15 protein-coding genes and 1 pseudogene are annotated in these 20,445 nt (G+C 62.8%); 11 read left to right on the plus strand and 5 right to left on the minus strand.

Annotated features, from left to right (window positions below; translation table 11 throughout):
- Positions 1-16: 16 nt before the first annotated feature.
- Complete coding sequence (locus tag IHQ72_RS08480; protein WP_258122006.1) at positions 17-727, minus strand: GntR family transcriptional regulator; 711 nt, start codon at positions 725-727, stop codon at positions 17-19.
- Positions 728-940: 213 nt separating this feature from the next.
- Here IHQ72_RS08480 and IHQ72_RS08485 point away from each other — a divergent pair, with 213 nt between their 5' ends.
- The 6 genes from IHQ72_RS08485 to IHQ72_RS08510 all read left to right on the plus strand — a co-directional run bounded on the left by IHQ72_RS08485 (position 941) and on the right by IHQ72_RS08510 (position 7,420).
- Positions 941-2,419, plus strand: a complete 1,479-nt coding sequence (locus IHQ72_RS08485) for an ABC transporter substrate-binding protein (RefSeq protein ID WP_258122007.1) — start codon at positions 941-943, stop codon at positions 2,417-2,419.
- 77 nt (positions 2,420-2,496) lie between these two features.
- The gene (locus IHQ72_RS08490) at positions 2,497-3,456 is read left to right on the plus strand and encodes a carbohydrate ABC transporter permease (RefSeq protein ID WP_258122008.1); all 960 of its coding nucleotides are present in this window, start codon (positions 2,497-2,499) and stop codon (positions 3,454-3,456) included.
- Positions 3,453-4,343, plus strand: coding sequence for a carbohydrate ABC transporter permease (locus tag IHQ72_RS08495; protein WP_258122009.1), 891 nt, complete (start codon positions 3,453-3,455; stop codon positions 4,341-4,343). Before IHQ72_RS08490 ends, IHQ72_RS08495 begins: the two co-directional genes overlap by 4 nt.
- Positions 4,344-4,353: 10 nt before the next feature.
- Entirely contained in the window at positions 4,354-5,451 is a 1,098-nt protein-coding gene (locus IHQ72_RS08500; protein WP_258122010.1) for an ABC transporter ATP-binding protein, read from the plus strand.
- A 32-nt stretch (positions 5,452-5,483) separates the two neighbouring features.
- Positions 5,484-6,647 (plus strand): mandelate racemase/muconate lactonizing enzyme family protein, encoded by a 1,164-nt coding sequence (locus IHQ72_RS08505; protein WP_258122011.1) that lies wholly within the window; start codon positions 5,484-5,486, stop codon positions 6,645-6,647.
- A gap of 23 nt (positions 6,648-6,670) precedes the next feature.
- Positions 6,671-7,420 (plus strand): ribonuclease activity regulator RraA, encoded by a 750-nt coding sequence (locus tag IHQ72_RS08510; protein WP_258122013.1) that lies wholly within the window; start codon positions 6,671-6,673, stop codon positions 7,418-7,420.
- Positions 7,421-7,513: 93 nt separating this feature from the next.
- On the opposite strand, the pseudogene IHQ72_RS08515 reads toward IHQ72_RS08510, so the two are convergent.
- A pseudogene (locus IHQ72_RS08515) lies at positions 7,514-8,809 on the minus strand (lipopolysaccharide biosynthesis protein).
- A 198-nt stretch (positions 8,810-9,007) separates the two neighbouring features.
- Here IHQ72_RS08515 and IHQ72_RS08525 point away from each other — a divergent pair.
- The 4 genes from IHQ72_RS08525 (at position 9,008) to IHQ72_RS08540 (ending at position 15,187) form a co-directional block, all read left to right on the plus strand.
- Positions 9,008-11,374, plus strand: a complete 2,367-nt coding sequence (locus tag IHQ72_RS08525; protein ID WP_374120338.1) for a GumC family protein — start codon at positions 9,008-9,010, stop codon at positions 11,372-11,374.
- Positions 11,375-11,497: 123 nt separating this feature from the next.
- Positions 11,498-12,397, plus strand: a complete 900-nt coding sequence (gene folD / locus IHQ72_RS08530) for a bifunctional methylenetetrahydrofolate dehydrogenase/methenyltetrahydrofolate cyclohydrolase FolD (RefSeq protein WP_258122015.1) — start codon at positions 11,498-11,500, stop codon at positions 12,395-12,397.
- 18 nt (positions 12,398-12,415) lie between these two features.
- Positions 12,416-13,414, plus strand: coding sequence for a GlxA family transcriptional regulator (locus IHQ72_RS08535; RefSeq protein ID WP_258122016.1), 999 nt, complete (start codon positions 12,416-12,418; stop codon positions 13,412-13,414).
- Positions 13,415-13,531: 117 nt separating this feature from the next.
- On the plus strand, positions 13,532-15,187 hold the full coding sequence (locus IHQ72_RS08540; RefSeq protein WP_258122017.1) for a vWA domain-containing protein: 1,656 nt from the start codon (positions 13,532-13,534) through the stop codon (positions 15,185-15,187).
- A 46-nt stretch (positions 15,188-15,233) separates the two neighbouring features.
- Here IHQ72_RS08540 and edd read toward each other — a convergent pair whose 3' ends face one another.
- The 3 genes from edd to zwf form a co-directional block, all read right to left on the minus strand.
- Positions 15,234-17,078, minus strand: a complete 1,845-nt coding sequence (gene edd, locus IHQ72_RS08545) for a phosphogluconate dehydratase (protein ID WP_258122018.1) — start codon at positions 17,076-17,078, stop codon at positions 15,234-15,236.
- 72 nt (positions 17,079-17,150) lie between these two features.
- Positions 17,151-17,867, minus strand: a complete 717-nt coding sequence (gene pgl / locus IHQ72_RS08550; protein WP_258122019.1) for a 6-phosphogluconolactonase — start codon at positions 17,865-17,867, stop codon at positions 17,151-17,153.
- Positions 17,849-19,318 (minus strand): glucose-6-phosphate dehydrogenase, encoded by a 1,470-nt coding sequence (gene zwf, locus IHQ72_RS08555; RefSeq protein ID WP_258122020.1) that lies wholly within the window; start codon positions 19,316-19,318, stop codon positions 17,849-17,851. Before zwf ends, pgl begins: the two co-directional genes overlap by 19 nt.
- Positions 19,319-19,628: 310 nt before the next feature.
- On the opposite strand from zwf, the gene IHQ72_RS08560 reads away from it, so the two are divergent.
- Positions 19,629-20,375 (plus strand): SDR family oxidoreductase, encoded by a 747-nt coding sequence (locus IHQ72_RS08560; protein ID WP_258122021.1) that lies wholly within the window; start codon positions 19,629-19,631, stop codon positions 20,373-20,375.
- Positions 20,376-20,445: the final 70 nt, after the last annotated feature.

The raw sequence follows: 20,445 nt of genomic DNA on the forward strand, positions 1-20,445 counted from the left end.
TTCGAGACTGGACATTCTATCCGGCCCGAGCGGCGTTGCGCGCACGCATCTGTTCGAGAATATGCCGGCCGGAACCCTCGACATGGCGGGAGATGAGTTCGGCTGCCTCGTCAGCACTTCCCGCTTTTACGTGCGCGATGAGTTCGCGGTGCTCGCGAATGATCGCGGCACGCCGCGCGAGCGTGAAATTGAAACGCCGGCTCACGGCTCGCAGCACTTCGCGATGCTTCCACCAAAGTTCGGCGGCATGGCGGTTATAGTGCCGCTGGTACATCACGGTGTGGAAAGCGGTATCCAGCTCACTGTGCCTGAATGTGTCGGCAAAGTTGTTCTCTTCAATCAGGCCTTGGAGACGTTCGAGTTCGGCGATGTCCTCGCCGGTCGCCATATTCACAAACCATCGCGTCAGGGCCGGCTCAATCAGAACACCGATTTCATAGATATCCCGGACAAAATCCTGATCTATGGGTCGAACGCGCGCCCCGCGGTTGGGGAGAAAGGTGACAAAACCCTCCCCGCGCAAGAGTTGCAGGGCCTCGCGCACGGGGTTGGTCGAGGTGCCGTGACGCCGGGCGAGATCGGTGACCACAAGCCGTTCGTTGGCGGCGAGCCGTCCCTCAATGATGTCTTCCCTAATCAGTTCATAAAGCGAGGCGCCCTCGCTGGAGGCCCCCATGGGGTCAGTCCCCACCGGTGGCTTGGCTTTAAAATCGCCTGTTTCGGCCAAGGCCGGGCTCCCCAAATCAATACACACATTGTTCGATATCACGCACGGTTTCCACAAACAATGTACGATCCTACGCGTTGACAGGCAATCCACGATCTGAAAACGTACAAGATGATCGAAGGGATACATAGAACAGAGAGGCGTCCCGCGGTCGAACGAGCTAGACCGCTTTGCCTCGGCGCAGGGCGGCATGGAGAACCAGGGAGGATACCTATGACGAGGATTACACTCGGCAGTGCGGTCCTGCGCGGCACTGTCGCCACTGCTTTGATGGCATCGCTGATGTCCACATCGGCGCTCGGCGCGCCGCCGGTCGACCTGAGCAAGTGGTCGCCGGAATATGTGCGCTCCATTGCCGGCACACAGGATTTTGACACGGCAGCCGATTGCGCCAAGGTCACCCCGCTCGACTACAAGGGGCGACTGACTTTCTGGTATCAGGGCGTGTTCGAGGGCGACCCCGACCTCCTGCGCCAGTACTACAAGGATTTCTTCGAGACCTTCCGCAAGACCTATCCGAACATCCAGCTCGAGGAACAAGCCCTCACCTATAACGACCTTCTTGACAAGTTCCGCACGGCGCTCCTGGGCAATGCAGCGCCGATGGCGGTCCGCCTGCAAATCCTGGGTGGTACCGAGTTCGCCTCAAAGGGCTATCTGCAGCCGCTCAAACCCGAGGATGTGGGGTATTCCACCGAGGACTTCTGGCCCGGCGCCATGAAGGCCGTGACCTGGGAGGGGGTGACCTACGGCCTTCCAACCAACAACGAGACGATGGCGTTCATCTGGAACGCCGACATCTTCAAGCGTGCGGGCCTCGATCCGGACAAGCCGCCGGCAACCTGGGACGACGTCGTCAAATATTCCAAGCAGATCCACGACAAGCTCGGCATTGCCGGCTACGGCCTCGTGGCTCGCAAGAATGCCGGCAATACGCCGTACCGTTTCATGCCACAGCTATGGGCCTATGGCGGCGGCGTCTTCGACGAAGCCACCGCGAACCCGACCTATAAGGAGGTCGAGCTCGATAGCCCGCAGAGCAAGGCAGCGCTGCAAGCCTCGTACGACATGTACGTTCGCGACAAGTCGGTTCCGGTTTCGGCACTCACCAACCAGCAGGCCGATAACCAGCCCCTGTTCCTCGCCGGCCAACTTGGCATGATGATCTCGCACCCGTCCGACTACGACGTGATGCTCGACCTGCAGAAGAAGGCGACGGGCACCGACAAGGACAAGGCGCAGACCGTCATCGACAACATGCGCTACGGCCTGATTCCGACTGGCCCTGACGGCAAGCGCGCCGTCGTGTTCGGCGGCTCGAACATTCACATCCTGAAGCCCGAATACGTTGAGGGCGGCAAGGTAGACGAGCCGGCTGCAAAGGCTATCATCTGCATGTGGACGAGCCCTGAATGGTCGCTGAAGATGGCCTACGCCGGCTCGAACCCGGGCAACCTTAACGGCTTCAAGACCAAATGGATGAAGGAACGTCTCGACAACATCGAGTTCCTCGATGTGACGACCTCGATGCTGCCATACGGCATCCCGTTCCCAGCGCTGCCGCAATCCCCCGAGATCATGAACATCATCGTCCCGGACATGCTGCAGAATGCCCTGACCGGAGCGATGACCGTCGACCAGGCAGCGGACGACGCGGCCCAGAAGGTCAAAGACCTGATGGGCGGACTCTAGTCCAAGCCTGACCTGCGATCTGACCGGCTGCGCCGATTGTGCAGCCGGTTCGTTCCGAAGAACAAGGGCACGCCACAGTGACGATCGTGACCGGCAAGGCCGAGGCTCGCCGAAGATTGCAACCCGGTAGGTCCGGCGTGCTGCGGAAGATATGGGAGCATCGCGCGGATTACGCGTACGTGCTCCCTGCGATCGCCGTGATGCTCATCGTCATCGCCTATCCGATCTACTACACGATCGAGCTGTCGTTCTTTAAGACGCCGCCTGGCCTGCAGCTCCGCGACAAGACTTTTATCGGCTTCGACAACTACACGACCATCCTCGCCAGTCACGTGTTCTGGAAAGTCACCTGGAACACTCTGATCTGGACACTGGGATCCACCCTCATCTCCTTTGTCCTGGGGTTTGCCGCCGCGCTGGCGCTCCACCGCGATTTTATCGGCCGTGGTGTCCTGCGCGCTATCCTGATCATTCCCTGGGTCATCAGCGCGGTCGCCGCCTCCTATATCTGGAGGTGGATCTACCATTCGGACTTCGGGATCATCGGCGCAGTGCTGGTCGGCCTCGGATTGGCCGACCGACCGCCGAATTTCATCGACAGCGTCAGCACGGTGCTGCCTTCCCTGATCGTCGTCAATATCTGGCGCGAGTTTCCGTTTGCCATGATCATGATGATGGCCGGCCTGCAGACAGTCCCGGAGCAGTTGCTGAGCGCCGCAAAAGTCGACGGGGCCAGTGCATGGCAGCGCTTCTGGCACGTCACCTTCCCGCATTTGCGCAACGTCTCGACAGTGACGATCCTGCTGCTCGCAGTGGCCAACTTCAATTCCTTCATCATCCCCTGGATCATGACCGGCGGCGGGCCGTCGAACGCATCGCATATCTGGATCACCCACATTTATGAGCTCGCCTTCGGCCGACAGCTCTGGGGCGTGGCATCGGCCTATTCGGTGCTCCTGTTCCTCATCCTGATGACGCTGGGCTACTTCTACGTCCGTGCGCTAAGCGGCAACGAGCGGAAAGAAGGGAGCGCATGAGCACGATTGCCGAGACAGCCCCTCGAGGTCAGACCCGGCGCCGCATGCGCGTCGACGGATGGCGGTGGGCCGGTCGCATCTTCCTCGTGTTCATGCTGCTTTACACCGCGCTGCCGATGATCTGGATGCTGATCACTTCGATCAAGTCCGGGTTCGCGGCGATGCAATTCCCGCCGCAATGGTGGCCGGACCAGCCTACCCTCGCCAGCTATCAAAAGCTGCTCGATCCGCAGAACAGCGTCGGTCAGGACTTCCTCCGCTTCTTCTGGAATAGCCTTTTCGTCTCGACCGTCACGACAATCCTTTCGGTGATCGTGGCTGTCCCTGCGGCCTACGCGTTTTCGCGCTTCAGTTTCCCCGGCCGGAACTTCCTGTTCTTCGCCGTGCTGCTGCGCAACATGTTCCCGGCGGTGATCTTTCTCGTGCCGCTGTTCATCCTGATGCGCGTGCTGGGGCTGGTGAACACGCATGGCTCGCTGATTCTCACCTATCTCACCTTCGGCCTGCCGCTGGCGATCTGGCTGCTCAAGGGCTTTTACGACAACATCCCGGTGCAGCTCGAGCAGGCGGCGCGCATCGATGGCGCAACACGGTTCCAGGCCTTCATCATGATCGTGATGCCGCTCTCGACGCCTGGAATCATCGCCACCGCGATCTATTCCTTCATCGGCGCGTGGAACGAGTACATCTACGCCTATACCTTCCTCTCCAAGAACGACCAGTTGACCTTGCCGGTCGGCATCCAGCGCTTCTTCTCGGAGAATACGACGGACTTTCCGGGCCTGATGGCGGCCAGTTTTATGATGAGCGTGCCCGTCGTGGTGCTGTTCCTCGTCCTGCAACGATACTTCGTACGCGCCCTCACAGAAGGCGCGGTCAAGCATTAGGGAGTTGCCGATGGCCCACGTGGTCCTCAAAGATCTCGTCAAGACCTATGGCAGCTTCAAAGCCGTCAACGACGTTTCGTTGAGGGTCAATGACGGCGAGTTCGTTGCGCTCGTCGGCCCTTCAGGCTGCGGCAAGACAACCACGCTCAATCTCGTCGCGGGGCTGATCCCGATCACATCGGGCGACATCGTCATCGGGGAACGAGTGGTCAACGACCTCGATCCCAAGGACCGGGACATCGCAATGGTGTTCCAGAACTACGCGCTCTACCCGCAGAAGTCGGTCTACAAGAACCTGGCGTTCCCGTTGCAGATGCGCAAACTCCCCAGGGACGAGATTGACAAGAAGGTCAAGGAAGCGGCGCGAGTGCTCGACATGACGCACTTGCTCGAGCGTAAGCCGCGCGAACTTTCGGGCGGGCAGCAGCAGCGTGTGGCCCTGGGCCGTGCCCTCGTCCGCGACCCCGCGGTGTTCCTTATGGATGAGCCGCTCTCTAACCTCGATGCCAAACTGCGCGTGCAGATGCGGTCCGAAATAAAGCGGTTCCATCAGGACCTGAAGGCGACGATCATCTATGTAACGCACGACCAGCTCGAGGCCGTGACCATGGCAGACAGGATGGCGGTGATGAACGGCGGCTATCTGCAGCAATACGATTCACCGGCGCAGGTCTTTGCCCATCCCGTCAACATGTTCGTCGCCAGCTTCATAGGCAGCCCGGCGATGAGCCTTATTCCGCTGGAGGCATCGACGGCAAACGGCAACTCTGTGTTGACCAGCGCGGAGGGCTGGAGCTTTGAGCTCTCGCCTCGCAACGCCCAGAAGGTCGCAAGGGCAACGACCAAGAAAGTCGTGCTCGGCGCACGTCACTCGACGATCAAGCTGCGCAAGAGCGCGGTCCCCGGTGCCATTCCGGCCAAGGCCTACACGGTGGAGCCGACCGGAGACGTCACCTTCGTGCAGGCGTTCCTGTCCGGCGCCATCGTCAACGTCAGCGTGCCGCCGAACATTGCCGTCGCGCCCGATGAACAGATCTGGCTCGAGTTCGACCAGGAGCGGATGCATCTGTTCGACGGCGAAACCGAAATGGCCCTCAAGGCCAACTGAGACAGGGCGGATGCGTTTGGAACGTGGCGTGGATGACTGCGAAGCTTAAGATCACCGCGATCAAGCCCTATCCAGTGTGGGTAGGAACGCGCAACCAGATGCTCGTCAAGGTCGAGACCGACCAGGGCATCTTCGGCTGGGGTGAGAGCGGCTTGAGTGGTCGCGAGAGGGCCGTGGCCGGCGCGATCGAGCACTACCGCGAGTTTCTCATCGGCCGCGACCCGATGCAGATTGGTCGGATCTGGCAGGAGGTTTATCGCAGTCAGTACTTCGAAGGTGGGCGAGTTCTGCAGGCGGCGATTTCCGCCATCGACATCGCCCTTCACGACATCAAGGGCAAGGCGCTGGGGGTGCCGGCCTACGAGCTGCTAGGCGGCAAGCAGCGCGACCGCATCCCCACCTTCGCCTCGACCGGGGACGAGGCCGAGGGCGACGTTGCCATCGAACGAGCCCGCGAGCTACGCGCACAGGGGTGGCAGGCGATCCGCTTCTTCTCCGTCGGGCAAAACAGCAGGGACATCTTCGAGCCGCGCGAGTCGATCGGCGCTACCGCGAATATGCTAAACAAGGCGCGCGAGGCGCTGGGCGACGACGTGGTCCTCGGCATCGACTATCATCATCGGCTGTCGGTGGCCGAGGCGGCGAGCTTCTGCAACAAGCTCGGCCGCGGCGTGCTTGATTTCCTCGAGGAGCCGATACGGGACGAGACACCGGAGGCCTACGAATCCCTGCGTACGATGACCGACATCCCCTTTGCCATCGGTGAGGAATTTGCCAGCAAGTGGCAGTTCCTGCCCTACATCGAGCGTGGCATCCACCAGTTCAACCGGCTGGACATTTGCAATGTCGGCGGGTTCACCGAGGCGATGAAGGTCGCTGGCTGGAGCGAAGCGCACTACGTCGACCTGATGCCGCACAATCCCCTTGGTCCGGTGTGCACGGCCGCAACCGTGCATCTCGCCGCCGCGGTACCCAACTTCGCGTGGCTCGAGACGAGGGAACCCGAAACAAAGCTGGGCTTCGACAATTCCGACTTCTTCCCGGTGCAACCACGGCTCGACGGGACCAACTATCCGGTCGGCGATCTGCCGGGGCTCGGCGTCGAGGTCAACGAGGAGGCGATCCAAGCGGAGAGTTTGCGTTTTTGGGAAGCGCCTCACCTTAAGCGCCGCGACGGTTCTGTTACGAACTGGTAGTTCCCTTTCAAACGGAGTCCATAATGACGCATACTTCCGACATCACGCGGCCGCCTAAAGACCTGATCGACGCGCTCAGTGAGATTGGCGCCGCGACCGTTGCCGGCACGCTTGGCCACATGGGCTTCCGCAATCCGCATATGGTCGGCCCGGTGGCGCAGAACCACGGGAAGTCGATCGTCGGGCCGGCGCTGACGCTGCAGTTCATGCCGCAGCGGCCGGACCTTTTCACCGAGGGAGAATATGCCGATCCAGAGACGCAACTGCACCGGCACGTGCTCTACCACGCGCAGGAGGGCGATGTGGTCGTGGTCGACGCGCGCGGCGACATGAGTTCGGGCGTCTTCGGTGATATGATGTCGACGTATTTCAAAGGCAGGGGCGGGGCGGGCATCGTCATCGATGGATGCATGCGCGACCGGCCTAATGTTGAAAAGCTCGATCTGCCCCTATGGCTGCGCGGCTGGACGCCAAATTATCATGTGCAAACCAGCATCTATCCCAATGCCGTCAACGTTCCGATTGCCTGCGGCGGTGTCACGGTGATCCCCGGCGACATCATCGTCGCCGACGACGACGGGGTGGTGGTGCTTCCCGTCGCAATTGCCGCAAAGGTGATCGAAGAATCACAGAAGCATCACGATTGGGAGGAGTTCTCACGAGTGAAGCTAATGGAGGGCGCGCCGTTGCAACGCTATTATCCGCTGCATGACGATGCCCGCGGGGAGTACGAGGAGTGGCGCAAAACAAACCGCGTGAAGAACCCAAGTTAGCGCAATGGGTTCAAAGAAAGGAAAGCTGAACTGTGTCGCCCTCGACGGTTAGCGTTACGTCAGGAGGCGGCAGCCGGGCCGATCGAGTTTTCCCTAGACCAGCTTGGCCGGTTTGCGCATCGCCGAATAGGTGAGCAGCGCCGAGGCGAGATAGAGCAGCAGGAAGACGACATTGAGCGACAGCACCAGTTCCGGCGTGTCCAGGATCGTGGTCAGCACATGGGTCAGCAGCACCGCCTTCAGCCCGGCAAGCGAGGCCAGGTTGATCGCCCGCACCAGCGTCTAACCGCGCGCGAAAAGAAGCTCGGCCTGGTATTCGACCAGATTGCGCAAGCCCGGCACGCAGATCGCCAGCGCCACCAGAGGGGCGGCCTCCGCAACATTCCTGCCCAGCGCGTTGGGGAAGAAATGCAGCACGATGCCGAGTGCCGCCAGCGCCAGCGTCGAGACCAGGAACACGCCGCCTTCGATGCCGCTCTTGACCGAAAGGCGTGACAGCAGTTCCGGCGCCCGCATCATGCGCTGCACCAGTATCATCGAGAAGGCGCGGATCGGGATCGCCGTCAGGTCGACCAGCCGCATGATGATGGCATAGATGCCGGCGAGGTGCGGCCCGCCGATCGCCAGCACCAGCAGCTTGTCGAATTCCATCTGCAGGTAGAACAGCACCTCTGCGCCAGCCACGTAGACGGAATCGGCCAGCCGCCTCAGATAGAGCTCCAGCCGCAGCCGCAGCCGCTGGCGCGGATAGAAAAATCCGAAGGCGATGAGCAGCGAGGCGGCGTTGGCGCCGATATAATACCAGGACCAGACACCTATGGTCGGCTGCGCCGCGAACATGAACAGCACGGCGCCGAGCACCCGCAGGGCCGTCGCCATGATCGTCAGCAGGGCGGCGCGGCCGAATTTGCCGAGACCGTTGTTGACGATCAGCGCCACCTCGACCGGCCGCCACAACAGCGCCTCGGCAAACACGATCGCCGCAAAGACCGACAGCGGCACGGTGCCGGCAAAGAAGACCAGGTAGACGCCGTAGGAGGCGGCAGCCAGCAGCGGCAGCGATATCACGCCGAGCAGCAGGAAGCCGGCCGTGAAGGTGCCGATCAGATTGGGGCGGATGGTGACGGTTCGGTAAAGCGCCGAGATGAAGCCGAAGGCCAGGATGCGTGACAGCATCACGCCGGCCGCCGAAGCGGTGGCGAACATGCCGAACTCGGCGATGGACAGCGTGTTGGCCAGCGCGATGAAATAGGCGAGCGAAAACACCAGCCGCCCGCCCGCGCCGCTGATCGCTGAAAGATAGTCGCGAACCAGCCCCCGTCGCTCGGCCACGAAAGCGCCGATCCGGGCGAGGGGCCGCCTTTGCGGGATGTTGCCAGCCTCAGTCATGTGTCGAGACAGCATAGGCTGGAAAGTTTAACGCGCGGTTCTGGACGCTTTTGTTGCGTTCAAGAAGGGCACAACCGAAGAGGGAAAGCTCGTCTTCAAGGCAGGGAAATTAACCTTTTGTTTCCTATGCTTGTTTAGCGTGGCTTAACGAATGGCTGACCGCGCGCGTCCAAGCCGCCAAGGGCAAGCTCCACGACAATGGTCGACAGACAAAACCGTGAAGATTGGAAGCGCGAACGGTCCTTGCTGGCGCTCGGCCAGGCGATACGCGGCGAAGAAGAACCATCGCTGGTTTCGATCGGGGATCGGGCAGACCCGTCATGGCGCGAAGACGCCGCAACGCGCCATCGTCTCGCGCGCTCACGCCGCGAGGGGCGAGGGCATCCGGAATTTTCGGCAATCCCGGAGCCCTCGGTGACCCCGGAACGCCGGATGCCCCCGGAATTCTCGGCAAACGGCGAAACAAGCCAGTTTCAAGCCGATCATGCATCCGCTTCGGCCGCCCGGATACCGCCTGAGACCCACGACGCCGTTGAAGCGGACCATGCGGACGCCAGGCCGCGGGAGGAGCCGGTTGCTGTCCATGTTTCCGAGGACCGCCGTTTCGACGCCGAACCCCGACATGCCGCGTTCGAGCCTCGACACGCTGCGTTCGATCCTCGATACGATCCTCGATCCGCCGGGTTCGAGCCTCGATATGCCGGTGACGAGCAGCGGTCTTCCCCTGAGGACGACGGCGGATGGAAGCCGTTGATCGATCCGATGCAGGTGGTCCGCGGCGTTGCCCGGTCGAAGCTGCTGATTGTTACCATGACGATACTGGGCGCCACGCTTGGCGTCGCGATCGCATTGTCGACGCCGAAGAAATACGAAGCCACCGCAGAGCTGATCGTCGACCCGCGCGACCTGAAGCTCACCGACCGCGATCTCACCCAATCGGTGGTTGCGTCCGACGCCACGCTGGCCATCGTCGAAAACCAGGTTCGCGTGCTCACCTCCGGCACCGTTCTCAACAAGGTCGTGGACAAGCTCAATCTCGTCAGCGATCCGGAGTTCAACGGGCAAGGTTCCGATGGCCTGGGCGTGATGACGCTCATCCGGTCGATCCTGTCGCGCAATGACGGGCCGGGTGCCGATGAGGGCCGCCGCCGTGCGCTGGCCGTCGCCAATCTGGCGGAGAGCCTTTCGGTCGAGCGCGGCGGCAAGACCTTCGTCATCTCCGTCAGCGCCACCACGCAAAATGGCGAGAAGTCGGCGCTCATCGCCAACACGATGACGGACGTTTTCCTGCAGACCTTCGGTCAGCTCCAGTCCGATACCGCTGGCCGCGCGACGAACGAACTGACGGGCAGGCTCGACGATCTGCGCAAGGGCGTGGAAGTGGCCGAGCGCAAGGTCGAGGATTTCAGGGCCGCGCACGACCTCGTCGACGCACAAGGCCATCTGATCAGCGACGACGAGATGCTCAAGCTCAACCAGCAGCTTGCCATCGCCCGCGCGCGCACGCTGGAACTCAACGCCCGCGCTGCGTCGGCGCGCTCGATCGACGTGAATTCGGTTCTGAGCGGCACCTTGCCGGAGGAGATCAACTCGAACACCATGAGCGAACTGCGCTCGCAATATGCGACGCTCAAGCAGGAGGCCGACCGCGCTGCGATCCGGTTCGGGCCGCGCCATCCCGAGCTCCAGGCGCTCAAAGCCCAGCTTGCCGGCTCGCGCGAGCGTATCGTCGGGGAACTGCGCCGCATCGCCTCGTCGCTGCAGGTCGACCTGAGGCGCGCCGTGCAGCTCGAACAGGATCTGGCCTCCCGACTGGCGCAGTTGAAGGTCCGCAGCGGCGACGTCAACAGCGACCTGGTTACCCTGCGCGAACTGGAGCGCGAGGCCGCCGCCAAACGCTCCGTCTATGAGCAATATCTTCTGCGCGCCAAGGAAACCGGCGAGCAGAAGGACATCAACACCGCCAATATCAACGTGATCTCCAAGGCCTTCGCCCCGCTCGAGCCGAACGGACCGTCGCGCGCCGTGACGGTGCTTGCCGGCCTGCTGGCGGGCCTCGCCTCTGGTGTCGGTCTGGGCGCCACGCGCGGCGCCTATGCGAGCCTGCGCGAAACCGCCAATTCGCGGCCGCGCCGCAGGGAACGCCGGTTTGAAGACCAGGCATACCAGGCGGCGGCACCGCGCGTTCCGCCAGTCGAGGCCACCAGGCGTTCAGGTCCGATCAGTGCGCTGCTGTCGGCGGTGAGCAGGATCCTGCCGCGCAAGGCGCGCAGGGAAGACTCTGCCACTACGTGGTCCAGTGGCTCACCGGCCAGTGGCGCATCGGCAGTTGCCGGAGGCGCAAGGCGGGATCCGGAAACTACCGGCTCCAGGCAGCCGCAAGTCCAGCAAGGCGCCTATGCTCCGCAGCAGGCGATGTACCCGGCCCCGCCTATGCAGGCGCATGCGCAACCGCCGATGGGCTATCCCTGGCAGATGCAGCCGCCGCCGGCCGGCTACCCCTATCCGCCGGCCATAGAAGCGGTTCGCGAACTCACCGAAAGCCGATCGCGGCGCTATTTCTGAGCGCCGAATAGAATAAAAGCCATCGGTTTCGAGTTAGCGGCATAAGACGGCGCTTTGACGGGATTGCCCGGTCGGGTTTTCGTGAAAATGCCGCCCGAAGTAGAACGATGTCGAGGGTGGTTCATGGCCGAGTTGATTGACGGAAAGAGCGTCGCCGAAGACGTGGTGCGGCGCGTCAAGGCCTTGACGATCGATCTGATGGAAAAGGGCGCGCACAAGCCCGGTCTTGCCGTGGTCATCGTCGGCGAGGATCCGGCGAGCCAGGTTTATGTCGCCTCCAAATCCCGCACCGCCAAGGAATGCGGCTTTCATTCGGTCCAGCACACGCTGCCGGCGGAGACCTCCGAACAGGAACTGCTTGATATCATCGGCGAACTCAACGCCGATCCCGGCATCAACGGCATCCTGGTGCAGCTTCCGCTGCCTGGCCATGTCGATGCGGGCAAGGTCATCCAGGCAATAGCGCCGCAAAAAGATGTCGACGGCTTCCACTTCATCAATGTCGGCAAGCTCGGCACCGGCGAACTGGAGACGGCGTTCGTGCCTTGTACGCCGGCCGGCTCGATGCTGCTGATCGAGCGTGTGCGCGGCAAGGATCTTTCCGGGCTCAATGCGGTGGTCGTCGGTCGCTCCAACATCGTCGGCAAACCGATGGCCAATCTTCTGCTTGCCGCCAACTGCACTGTCACCATCGCACACAGCCGCACGAAGGACCTGGCTGCACTGGCGCGCACCGCCGACATTCTCGTTGCCGCTGTCGGCAGACCCGAAATGATCAGGGGTGACTGGGTCAAATCAGGCGCCACCGTCATCGACGTCGGCATCAACCGCATCGCGGCGCCCGAAAAGGGCGAAGGCAAGACCCGTCTCGTCGGTGACGTCGCCTATGCGGAAGCGGCGAAGACGGCCGGCGCCATTACGCCGGTGCCCGGCGGCGTCGGACCGATGACCATTGCCATGCTGATGGCCAACACGCTAGCTTCCGCCTATCTCGCGGCCGGATTGAAACGGCCGTCTTTCTGAACCTGGAAAGCCTCAGCTTTGCCGAACCTCACTGTTCCCTCAGAGCGGCTGGTCACGAACGATCCCGTTCAAGGCGGCCGGCAGTTCGGGTTCCTGCTGGTCGACAAGTTTTCCATGTTCTCGCTGGCCGCCGCAATCGACACGTTCCGGTCGGCGAACCGGCTGCTCGGCCACGACTTCTATGGCTGGACGACGGTGTCGGCCGACGGCGATGCCGTCATGGCCTCCAACGGCCTGCCGCTCAAGATCGACTACGCTGTCGCCGATCTGCCGCCGGTCGATATCCTTTTCGTCTCGGTCGGGCTGACGACGGAGTTTCCCGGCAAAAGCAAGGTGCTGGCGGCGCTGCGCAGCTGGGGCCGGCGCGGCAACGCGCTCGGCGCACTGTCGGTCGGCTCCTATCTGCTCGCCGAGGCAGGCCAGCTCGAAGGCTATCGCTGCACCATCCACTGGGAAAACCGCGCCGGCTTCGTCGAGCGGTTTCCCGACATCAACTGCACCGGCAATGTCTTCGAGATCGACCGCAAACGCTACACCTGCGCCGGCGGCACCACCTCGATCGACCTGATGCTGGAAATCGTGCGCGGCGATTTCGGCTCGGGCCTCGCCAACGGCGTTGCCAACCAGTTCCAGCACGAGCGCATCCGCTCTGCCGGAGACCGCCAGCGCGTCGGTCCTGAGCGCGACCTGACCGGAAAATCGGAAAAGCTGCGCCGCATCGTCGAGCTGATGGCCGATCATCTCGACGAGCCGCTGTCGGCGGTGCAGCTTGCCAAGTCGGCCGGCCTGTCGGTGCGCCAGGTCGAGCGCCTGTTCCTGCGTCACCTCACGGTGACGCCCGGCCGCTATTACATGCGGCTCAGGCTCGAGCGGGCGCGCGAATTGCTGCGCCAGACCAACATGCCGATCCTCGACGTGGCGATCGCCACCGGCTTCACCTCGCACTCCTATTTTGCCCAGAGCTATCGGCTGCAGTTCGGCCGGCCGCCTTCCGAAGAGCGTCGCACGACGTACTGAGTCGTTTGGCGCAATCAGCCGCCAACCTCAAATGCCCGGCGTCCGGGCTTGTATCCTGACGCGGCGTCAAATAGCTTCGCCCCCCTGACTGGCAGAGACTGACTGGGGGAGATTTTCATGGCAGGACTTGCACGGAGCATCGCTGCGGCGATCCTCCTGTTGTGGATGACGACGCTCGGCCTTGCTGCCGACCGAGTCATCCTCATTCTCGATGCTTCCGGTTCGATGTGGGCGCAGATCGACGGCAAGCCCAAGCTCGAAATCGCCCGCGAATCGCTGCGAACGGTGTTGCAATCGGTCCCCGCCGATAGGGAAATCGGCTTCATGGCCTATGGCCATCGCGAGAAGGGCAGTTGCGAGGATATCGAGCTCATCGTGCCGCCGCAGGCCGGCTCGGCAGCTGCTGTTTCCGCTGCCGCCGACAGCCTGAAATTCCTCGGCAAGACGCCGCTGACATCAGCCGTAAGCCAAGCGGCCGAGGCGCTGAAATACACCGAGGACAAGGCCACCGTCATCCTGATCACCGACGGGCTCGAGACCTGCAATGGCGATCCGTGTGCGCTCGGCAAGGAACTGAAGGCTGCCGGCGTCGACTTCACCGTAGACGTCGTCGGCTTCGGTCTGAGCGCGGACGAGGGCAGGCAGGTTGCTTGCCTCGCCGACAACACCGGCGGCAGATACATCCAGGCGTCCGACGAGCAAGCGCTGCGGGACGCGCTGGTCGAAACCATCGCCGCCGCACCTGCACCCGAACCAGCCCCTGCGCCGCAGCCGGCTCCCGAGCCGGAAAAGCCGGAGTTCAACTTCATGCCGGCCGTGGTGCTCGCCGAGGGCGGCGATCCCGTCACCGACGGCAATTCCTGGGAGATCTACAAGGCAAAGTCCGACGGCACGCGCGGCGATTACGTCACCACCGAATACGGAGCCTACAAGGGCGATCTGGAGCCGGGCGGCTACATAATTGTCGCACGCTATGGCGAGGCCAGGACCGAACAGAAGATCACGGTCGAGGCAGCCCAGGTCTACAAACCCCTCCTTACGCTGAATGCCGGCACGCTCCTCATTCATCCGCGGCCAAGCGAGGGCGCGGATGTGGCCGATGGCGCGGCTGTCGTGATCGCCTATCCGGGCGTCGATACGCCCGCGACCTATTATGGCGACACGAAGGTCGTATTGCCGGCCGGCGACCAGAAAGTGACGGTCAGGATCGGGCAGGGCGAGGTCACCGAAACCATCCCGCTCGCTGCCGGCAAGGTCGTCGACAAGGATATCATCGTCGGCGTCGGCCATGTCGTTGCCAACGCCTACTACACTGCCGGCGGCGACAAGGCCGACGGTTCGGGCATCGGCTTCAATGTGTTCAAGGCAAAAAAGAAGATCGACGGGACGAGGCAAGAGGTGGCTCATGCCTATGGTCCCGACAGCAAGTTCGATCTGCCGCCCGATGATTATGTGTTGACGGCGACGGTCGACCTTGCCGTTGTCGAGCAGCCGTTCAGCGTCAAAGCCGGTGAGCATCAGGATCTGAAGATCGCCATCAATGCCGGCGTGCTGGCGATCACCGCGCCGGGGGCCTCGAAAATTGAGATCTTCGATCCGAAGAAGGACATCAACGGCAACCGCAAATCGCTCGGCTACGCCTATGACGAGAAATATCAGGCGGCGCTGCCGGCCGGCGACTACGCGGTCGTCTCGGAGAAGTCGGATAACAGCTCAAAGGAAAGCACGGTGACCATCAAAGCCGGCGAGCGAGCCGAACTGACGGTTCAATAGGGACGCAGTTAAACGCCGAAAATGGGCGGCCACGAGCCGCCCTTTTTCACTGCAGTGCGAATTCCGCTGCGTTGTTTCCGAAGGCGCTGGCGCCGTGGTCGGCACGGCCGACCATTTGCCGGAATCCAGCGAAAAGCTCGCGGCCGAAGCCGAATTCATTGCCGACAAGATCGCTGTCCGCCGCTCGCCGCAGCGCGAAATCGCCTGCTGGCACCAGCACTTCCAGCGTTCCGGCGTCGGCGTCGAGCCTGATGATGTCGCCGTCATGGATCCTGGCGATCGGCCCGTCCTCGACTGCCTCCGGCGTCACATGGATCGCCGCCGGCACCTTGCCGCTGGCGCCCGACATGCGCCCGTCGGTGACCAGCGCCACATGCTGGCCGCGATCCTGCAGCACGCCGAGCACGGTGGTCAGCTTGTGCAGCTCCGGCATGCCGTTGGCTTTCGGCCCCTGGAAACGAATGACGGCGATGAAATCGCCGGTCAATGTGCCTGCCTTGAACGCCTCGTTGAGCCCTTGCTGGCTGTCGAAAACCTTTGCCGGCGCCTCGATGATGCGCCGCTCCGGTTTCACCGCCGAGGTCTTGATGACGGCGTGGCCGAGATTGCCGGAAAGCATCTTTAGCCCGCCGGTCGGCTGGAACGCCTTCTTGAACGGCGCCAGCACCTTCTCGTCGCCGCTTTCGCGGGGCGAGGCCTCGCGCACGACGCCGCCGTCGGCGCCTAGCTTGGCTTCGACCGCATAAGGCCGCAGCCCTTCGCCCCAAACCGTCTGGACGTCCTCGTGCAGGATACCCTCGTCGAGCAGTTCGCGGATCAGGAAGCCGAGCCCGCCGGCCGCATGGAAATGGTTCACGTCGGCAAGGCCGTTCGGATAGACCCGCGCCAGCAGCGGCACGGCTTCCGAAAGGTCCGAAATATCCTGCCAGCTAATGGCGATGCCGGCCGCGGCCGCCATGGCGATCAGATGGATCGTGTGATTGGTCGATCCGCCGGTGGCGTGCAGGCCGACGATGCCGTTGACAAATGAGCGCTCGTCGATCATCCGGCCGACCGGCGTGTAGGCGTTGCCGAGCGCGGTGATCGCCAGCGCCCGCTTCGTCGCCTCCCGGGTCAGTGCGTCGCGCAACGGCGTGCCGGGGTTGACGAAGGAGGCGCCCGGCGTGTGCAGGCCCATGATCTCCATCAGCATCTGGTTGGAGTTCGCCGTGCCGTAGAAGGTGCAGGTTCCCGGCCCGTGATAGGATTTGGACTCGGCCTCGAGCAGTTCGGCCCTTCCTGCCTTGCCTTCGGCATAGAGCTGGCGGACCTTGGCCTTCTCGTCGTTGGGCAGGCCAGTCGTCATTGGCCCGGCCGGAATGAACACCGCCGGCAGATGGCCGAAGGTCAGCGCCGCGATCACCAGCCCCGGCACGATCTTGTCGCAGACGCCGAGATAGACGGCCGCGTCGAACATGTTGTGCGACAGGCCGATCGCCGCGGCCATGGCGATCACGTCGCGCGAGAACAGCGACAGCTCCATGCCGGGCTGGCCTTGCGTGACGCCGTCGCACATCGCCGGCACGCCGCCGGCGACCTGGGCAATGCCGCCGGCCTCGCGCGCCGCGTCCTTGATCAGCGCTGGAAACGTCTCGAAAGGCTGATGCGCCGACAGCATGTCGTTATAGGAGGTGATGATGCCGAGGTTCGGCACCCGGTCGCCGCCCAATGCCACCTTTTCCGAAGGGCTGCAGACGGCAAAGCCATGGGCGAGGTTGCCGCAGGAAAGCACGGCCCGGTTGGCGGTGCGGTTCGAGGCCTCGGCGATGCGGCCGAGATAGGCCTCGCGGCCTGGTCTGGAGCGCTGGCGGATGCGCTCGGTGATGGCTTCGATGTCGCGTCTCGCGGTCATGGCGTCGGTCCTTTCAGGCGAGGTCCCGCAAACACCTTCCGGCTATCTGCCGGGACCCTCGGCAAGTTGAAATCAGGGTGCCCAGAAAACCTCTACGGGCCTCTCGGCTGCGTCGAGCACGGCACGAATGGGTTTTCGCGTTTCCGATCCCATCGCGCTTTCGAAAGCCTTGCGCTTGTCTTCACCTTCGATGTGCAGTGCGAGGAAGCCGGCCCTGACGATCCGCGCCAGCGACAGCGTCAGGCGCGGCTCGCCGGCGCTTGCTGCGTGAACCGGGAGCACAACCCTTTCCGAGAACGGGTCGAGCAGTTTTTCCAGATTGTCGGCATCCGGGAAAAACGATGCGGTATGGCCATCGGCTCCCATGCCAAGCACGACCACATCGAGCGGCCAGGGCAGCGACCGCAACATCCTGCTGTCGGCCTCCAACGTATCGCCGATGCTTGCTGCCTCCTGATAGAGCGGCACGAAACGTGCGGCTGCGGCCGCGTTTTGCAAAAGATTGGCAGCGACCAGCCCGGCGTTGGAGCGCGGAGAGGAGGCCGGCACGCAACGCTCGTCGACCAGCGTCACCGTGACCTTGTTCCAGGCGATCGGGATACTCGAAAGCGATGCGAAAAATATCGCCGGCGTCGTGCCGCCGGAAACGGCGAGCAATGCCGTGCCGCGCTCAGCGATTGCATTGGTCAGGCGGCCTGCGACGTGGCCGGCAAGTGCTGCCGCCAGGTCCTGGCGTTCGGCAAACGCGTGCCAGCTATAGGCGGCGCTGTTCAATTGCTCTCGTGCCATGTCCGCCCGTCGCGTTCGATAAGCGCAATCGAAGCCGAGGGGCCCCATGTGCCGGCCGTATAGCCCTGCGCCTCTTGCCTTGCGCTTTCCCATGCGTCCTGGATCGGGTCGATCCACTTCCACGCCGCCTCGACCTCGTCGCGGCGCATGAACAGCGTCTGGTTGCCACGGATGACGTCCATGATCAGCCGCTCATAGGCATCGGGCGCGCGGCCGTCGAAGGATTGCGCGAAGCTCATATCGAGCGGGATCTGGCGCAGCCGCATGCCGCCCGGCCCCGGATCCTTGATCATGATGAATTGCTTGACGCCTTCGTCGGGTTGCAGCCTGATGACCAGCTGGTTGGCGGAGATCGGCCCGGCGCTGTCGCCGAAGATCGAGTGCGGAATCGGCTTGAATTCGATGACGATCTCCGAAACGCGCGTCGCCAGCCGCTTGCCCGTCCTGAGGTAGAACGGCACGCCCGCCCAGCGCCAGTTGCCGATTTCGGCCTTGAGCGCAACGAAGGTCTCGGTGTTGCTGTTCTTGCCGAGCTCCTCGACATAGCCTTTCACCGGCCCGCCGGCCGAGGCCCCGGCACGATACTGGCCGCGCACGGTATGCCTGGGGGCTTCATTGCCGTTGATGCGTTTCAGCGCCCGCAGCACCTTCAGCTTTTCGTCGCGCACGGCATCGGCATCCATCGACGACGGCGCCTCCATGGCGACGAGGCAAAGAAGCTGCAGCATGTGGTTCTGCACCATGTCGCGCAGTGCGCCGGCCTTGTCGTAGTAGGTGACGCGGTCTTCGAGACCGACGGTCTCGGCCACGGTGATCTGCACATGGTCGACATTGGCCGAATTCCACAGCGGTTCGTAAAGCGCATTGGCAAAGCGCAGTGCCATCAGGTTCTGCACCGTCTCCTTGCCGAGATAGTGGTCGATGCGGAAAATCTGGCTTTCATGGAAATCGTCGCCGACCAGATCGTTGAGCTCGCGCGCCGAGGCGAGATCGCGCCCGATCGGCTTCTCCAGCACGATGCGCGAGTTCGGCGTGATCAGCCCGTTCTCTTTCAGCTTATGCGAGATGTCGCCGAACAGCGCCGGCGCCACCGCCAGGTAGAAAGCGCGGATGCTGTCGCTGTCGCCGATCGCCTTCTTCAATTTGTCGAAGCCCGCGCCAGTGGTCGCGTCGGCCGAGACGTAGGAAAGCCGGGCAAGGAACGTCTTCAGCTCCGTGGCGTCGATATCGGCCGGTTTCACATGGTCGGAAATCGCCTGCCTGGCGAAAGCCTGGAATTCCTCGTCGGTCATTTTCGAGCGCGACGTGCCGATGATGCGCGTCGGTTCGGAAAACTGATGGCCGCGCTGGCGATGATAGAGCGACGGTAAAAGCTTGCGTTCCGACAGATCGCCGGTGCCGCCGAAAATGATGAAGTCGAAAGGGTCGACGGGAATGATCTGGCTGGTCATGGTCTGTCCGCTTTGACGCTGGTCGCTGTGACGCGGCTGATATAATCTAATCGATTTAGATTTTCCAGTGCCACGGCGTCACACCCAAGGCCAATCGGGTTTTGCCAATTGGCCTTGAGGTGTGGGTGCCCTTGACACTGGCGCAACCCGGCGGCTTGTCGGTGAGGTGTTCCGGGAGGCCTTCGCAGATGCAGCATAGAGCGGGATCGAAGCGAAAGCCAAAGGAGAAATTGAGCGTGTATACTGATCGTTCGGCGGTCGTCGCCAGCGACTGCCCGCGCGGTCGTCTTCAATCATGAGTGAGAAAGCCATGCGCCTGGAAAACAAAGTTGCCATCGTCACCGGTGCCGCGTCGGGCTTCGGCGAGGGCATGGCCAAGCGTTTTGCCGAGGAGGGTGCCAAGGTCGTTGTCGCCGACCTCAACGCCAAGGGCGCCGAAAGCGTCGCCAACGAGATCGGCCGGGCGGCGATCTGGACCCAGACCGACGTCTCGTTGCGTTCCGAGTTCGATGAGATGGTCTATGCCGCAAAGAGTGCCTTCGGCCGCATCGACATCATGGTCAACAATGCCGGCTACACCCATCGCAACGGCGATATGCTCGAGGTCGACGAGACGACCTTCGACCTGATCACGGCCGTCAACATGAGGGCGATCTACCACGCCGCTCTGGCGGTTGTGCCGGTCATGGACCGGCAAGGCGGTGGCGTCATCCTGACCACGGCTTCGACCGCCGGCATCAGGCCGCGGCCCGGCCTCACCTGGTACAATGCATCGAAGGGCTGGGCGATCACCGCGACCAAATCCATGGCAGTGGAGCTCGCGCCCAAGAACATCCGTGTCAACTGCCTCTGCCCGGTCGCCGGCGAGACCGGCATGCTGGAAAAATTCATGGGCGCCGACACGCCCGAAATCCGCGAGAAATTCCGCGCGTCGATCCCGCTTGGCCGGCTTTCGACGCCGCTCGACATAGCCAACGCGGCGCTCTGGCTGGCTTCGGACGAGGCGGCTTTCATCACTGGCGTGGCGCTGGAAGTCGACGGTGGACGTTGCATCTGAGCCGTCCGGCGCTGTCGGGTTCAAGTTTGACTTGATCGTTCATCGCACCCCGGGCGGCTGATTGCGGCAG

This window comes from Mesorhizobium onobrychidis (assembly GCF_024707545.1).
GTDB lineage: Bacteria > Pseudomonadota > Alphaproteobacteria > Rhizobiales > Rhizobiaceae > Mesorhizobium > Mesorhizobium onobrychidis.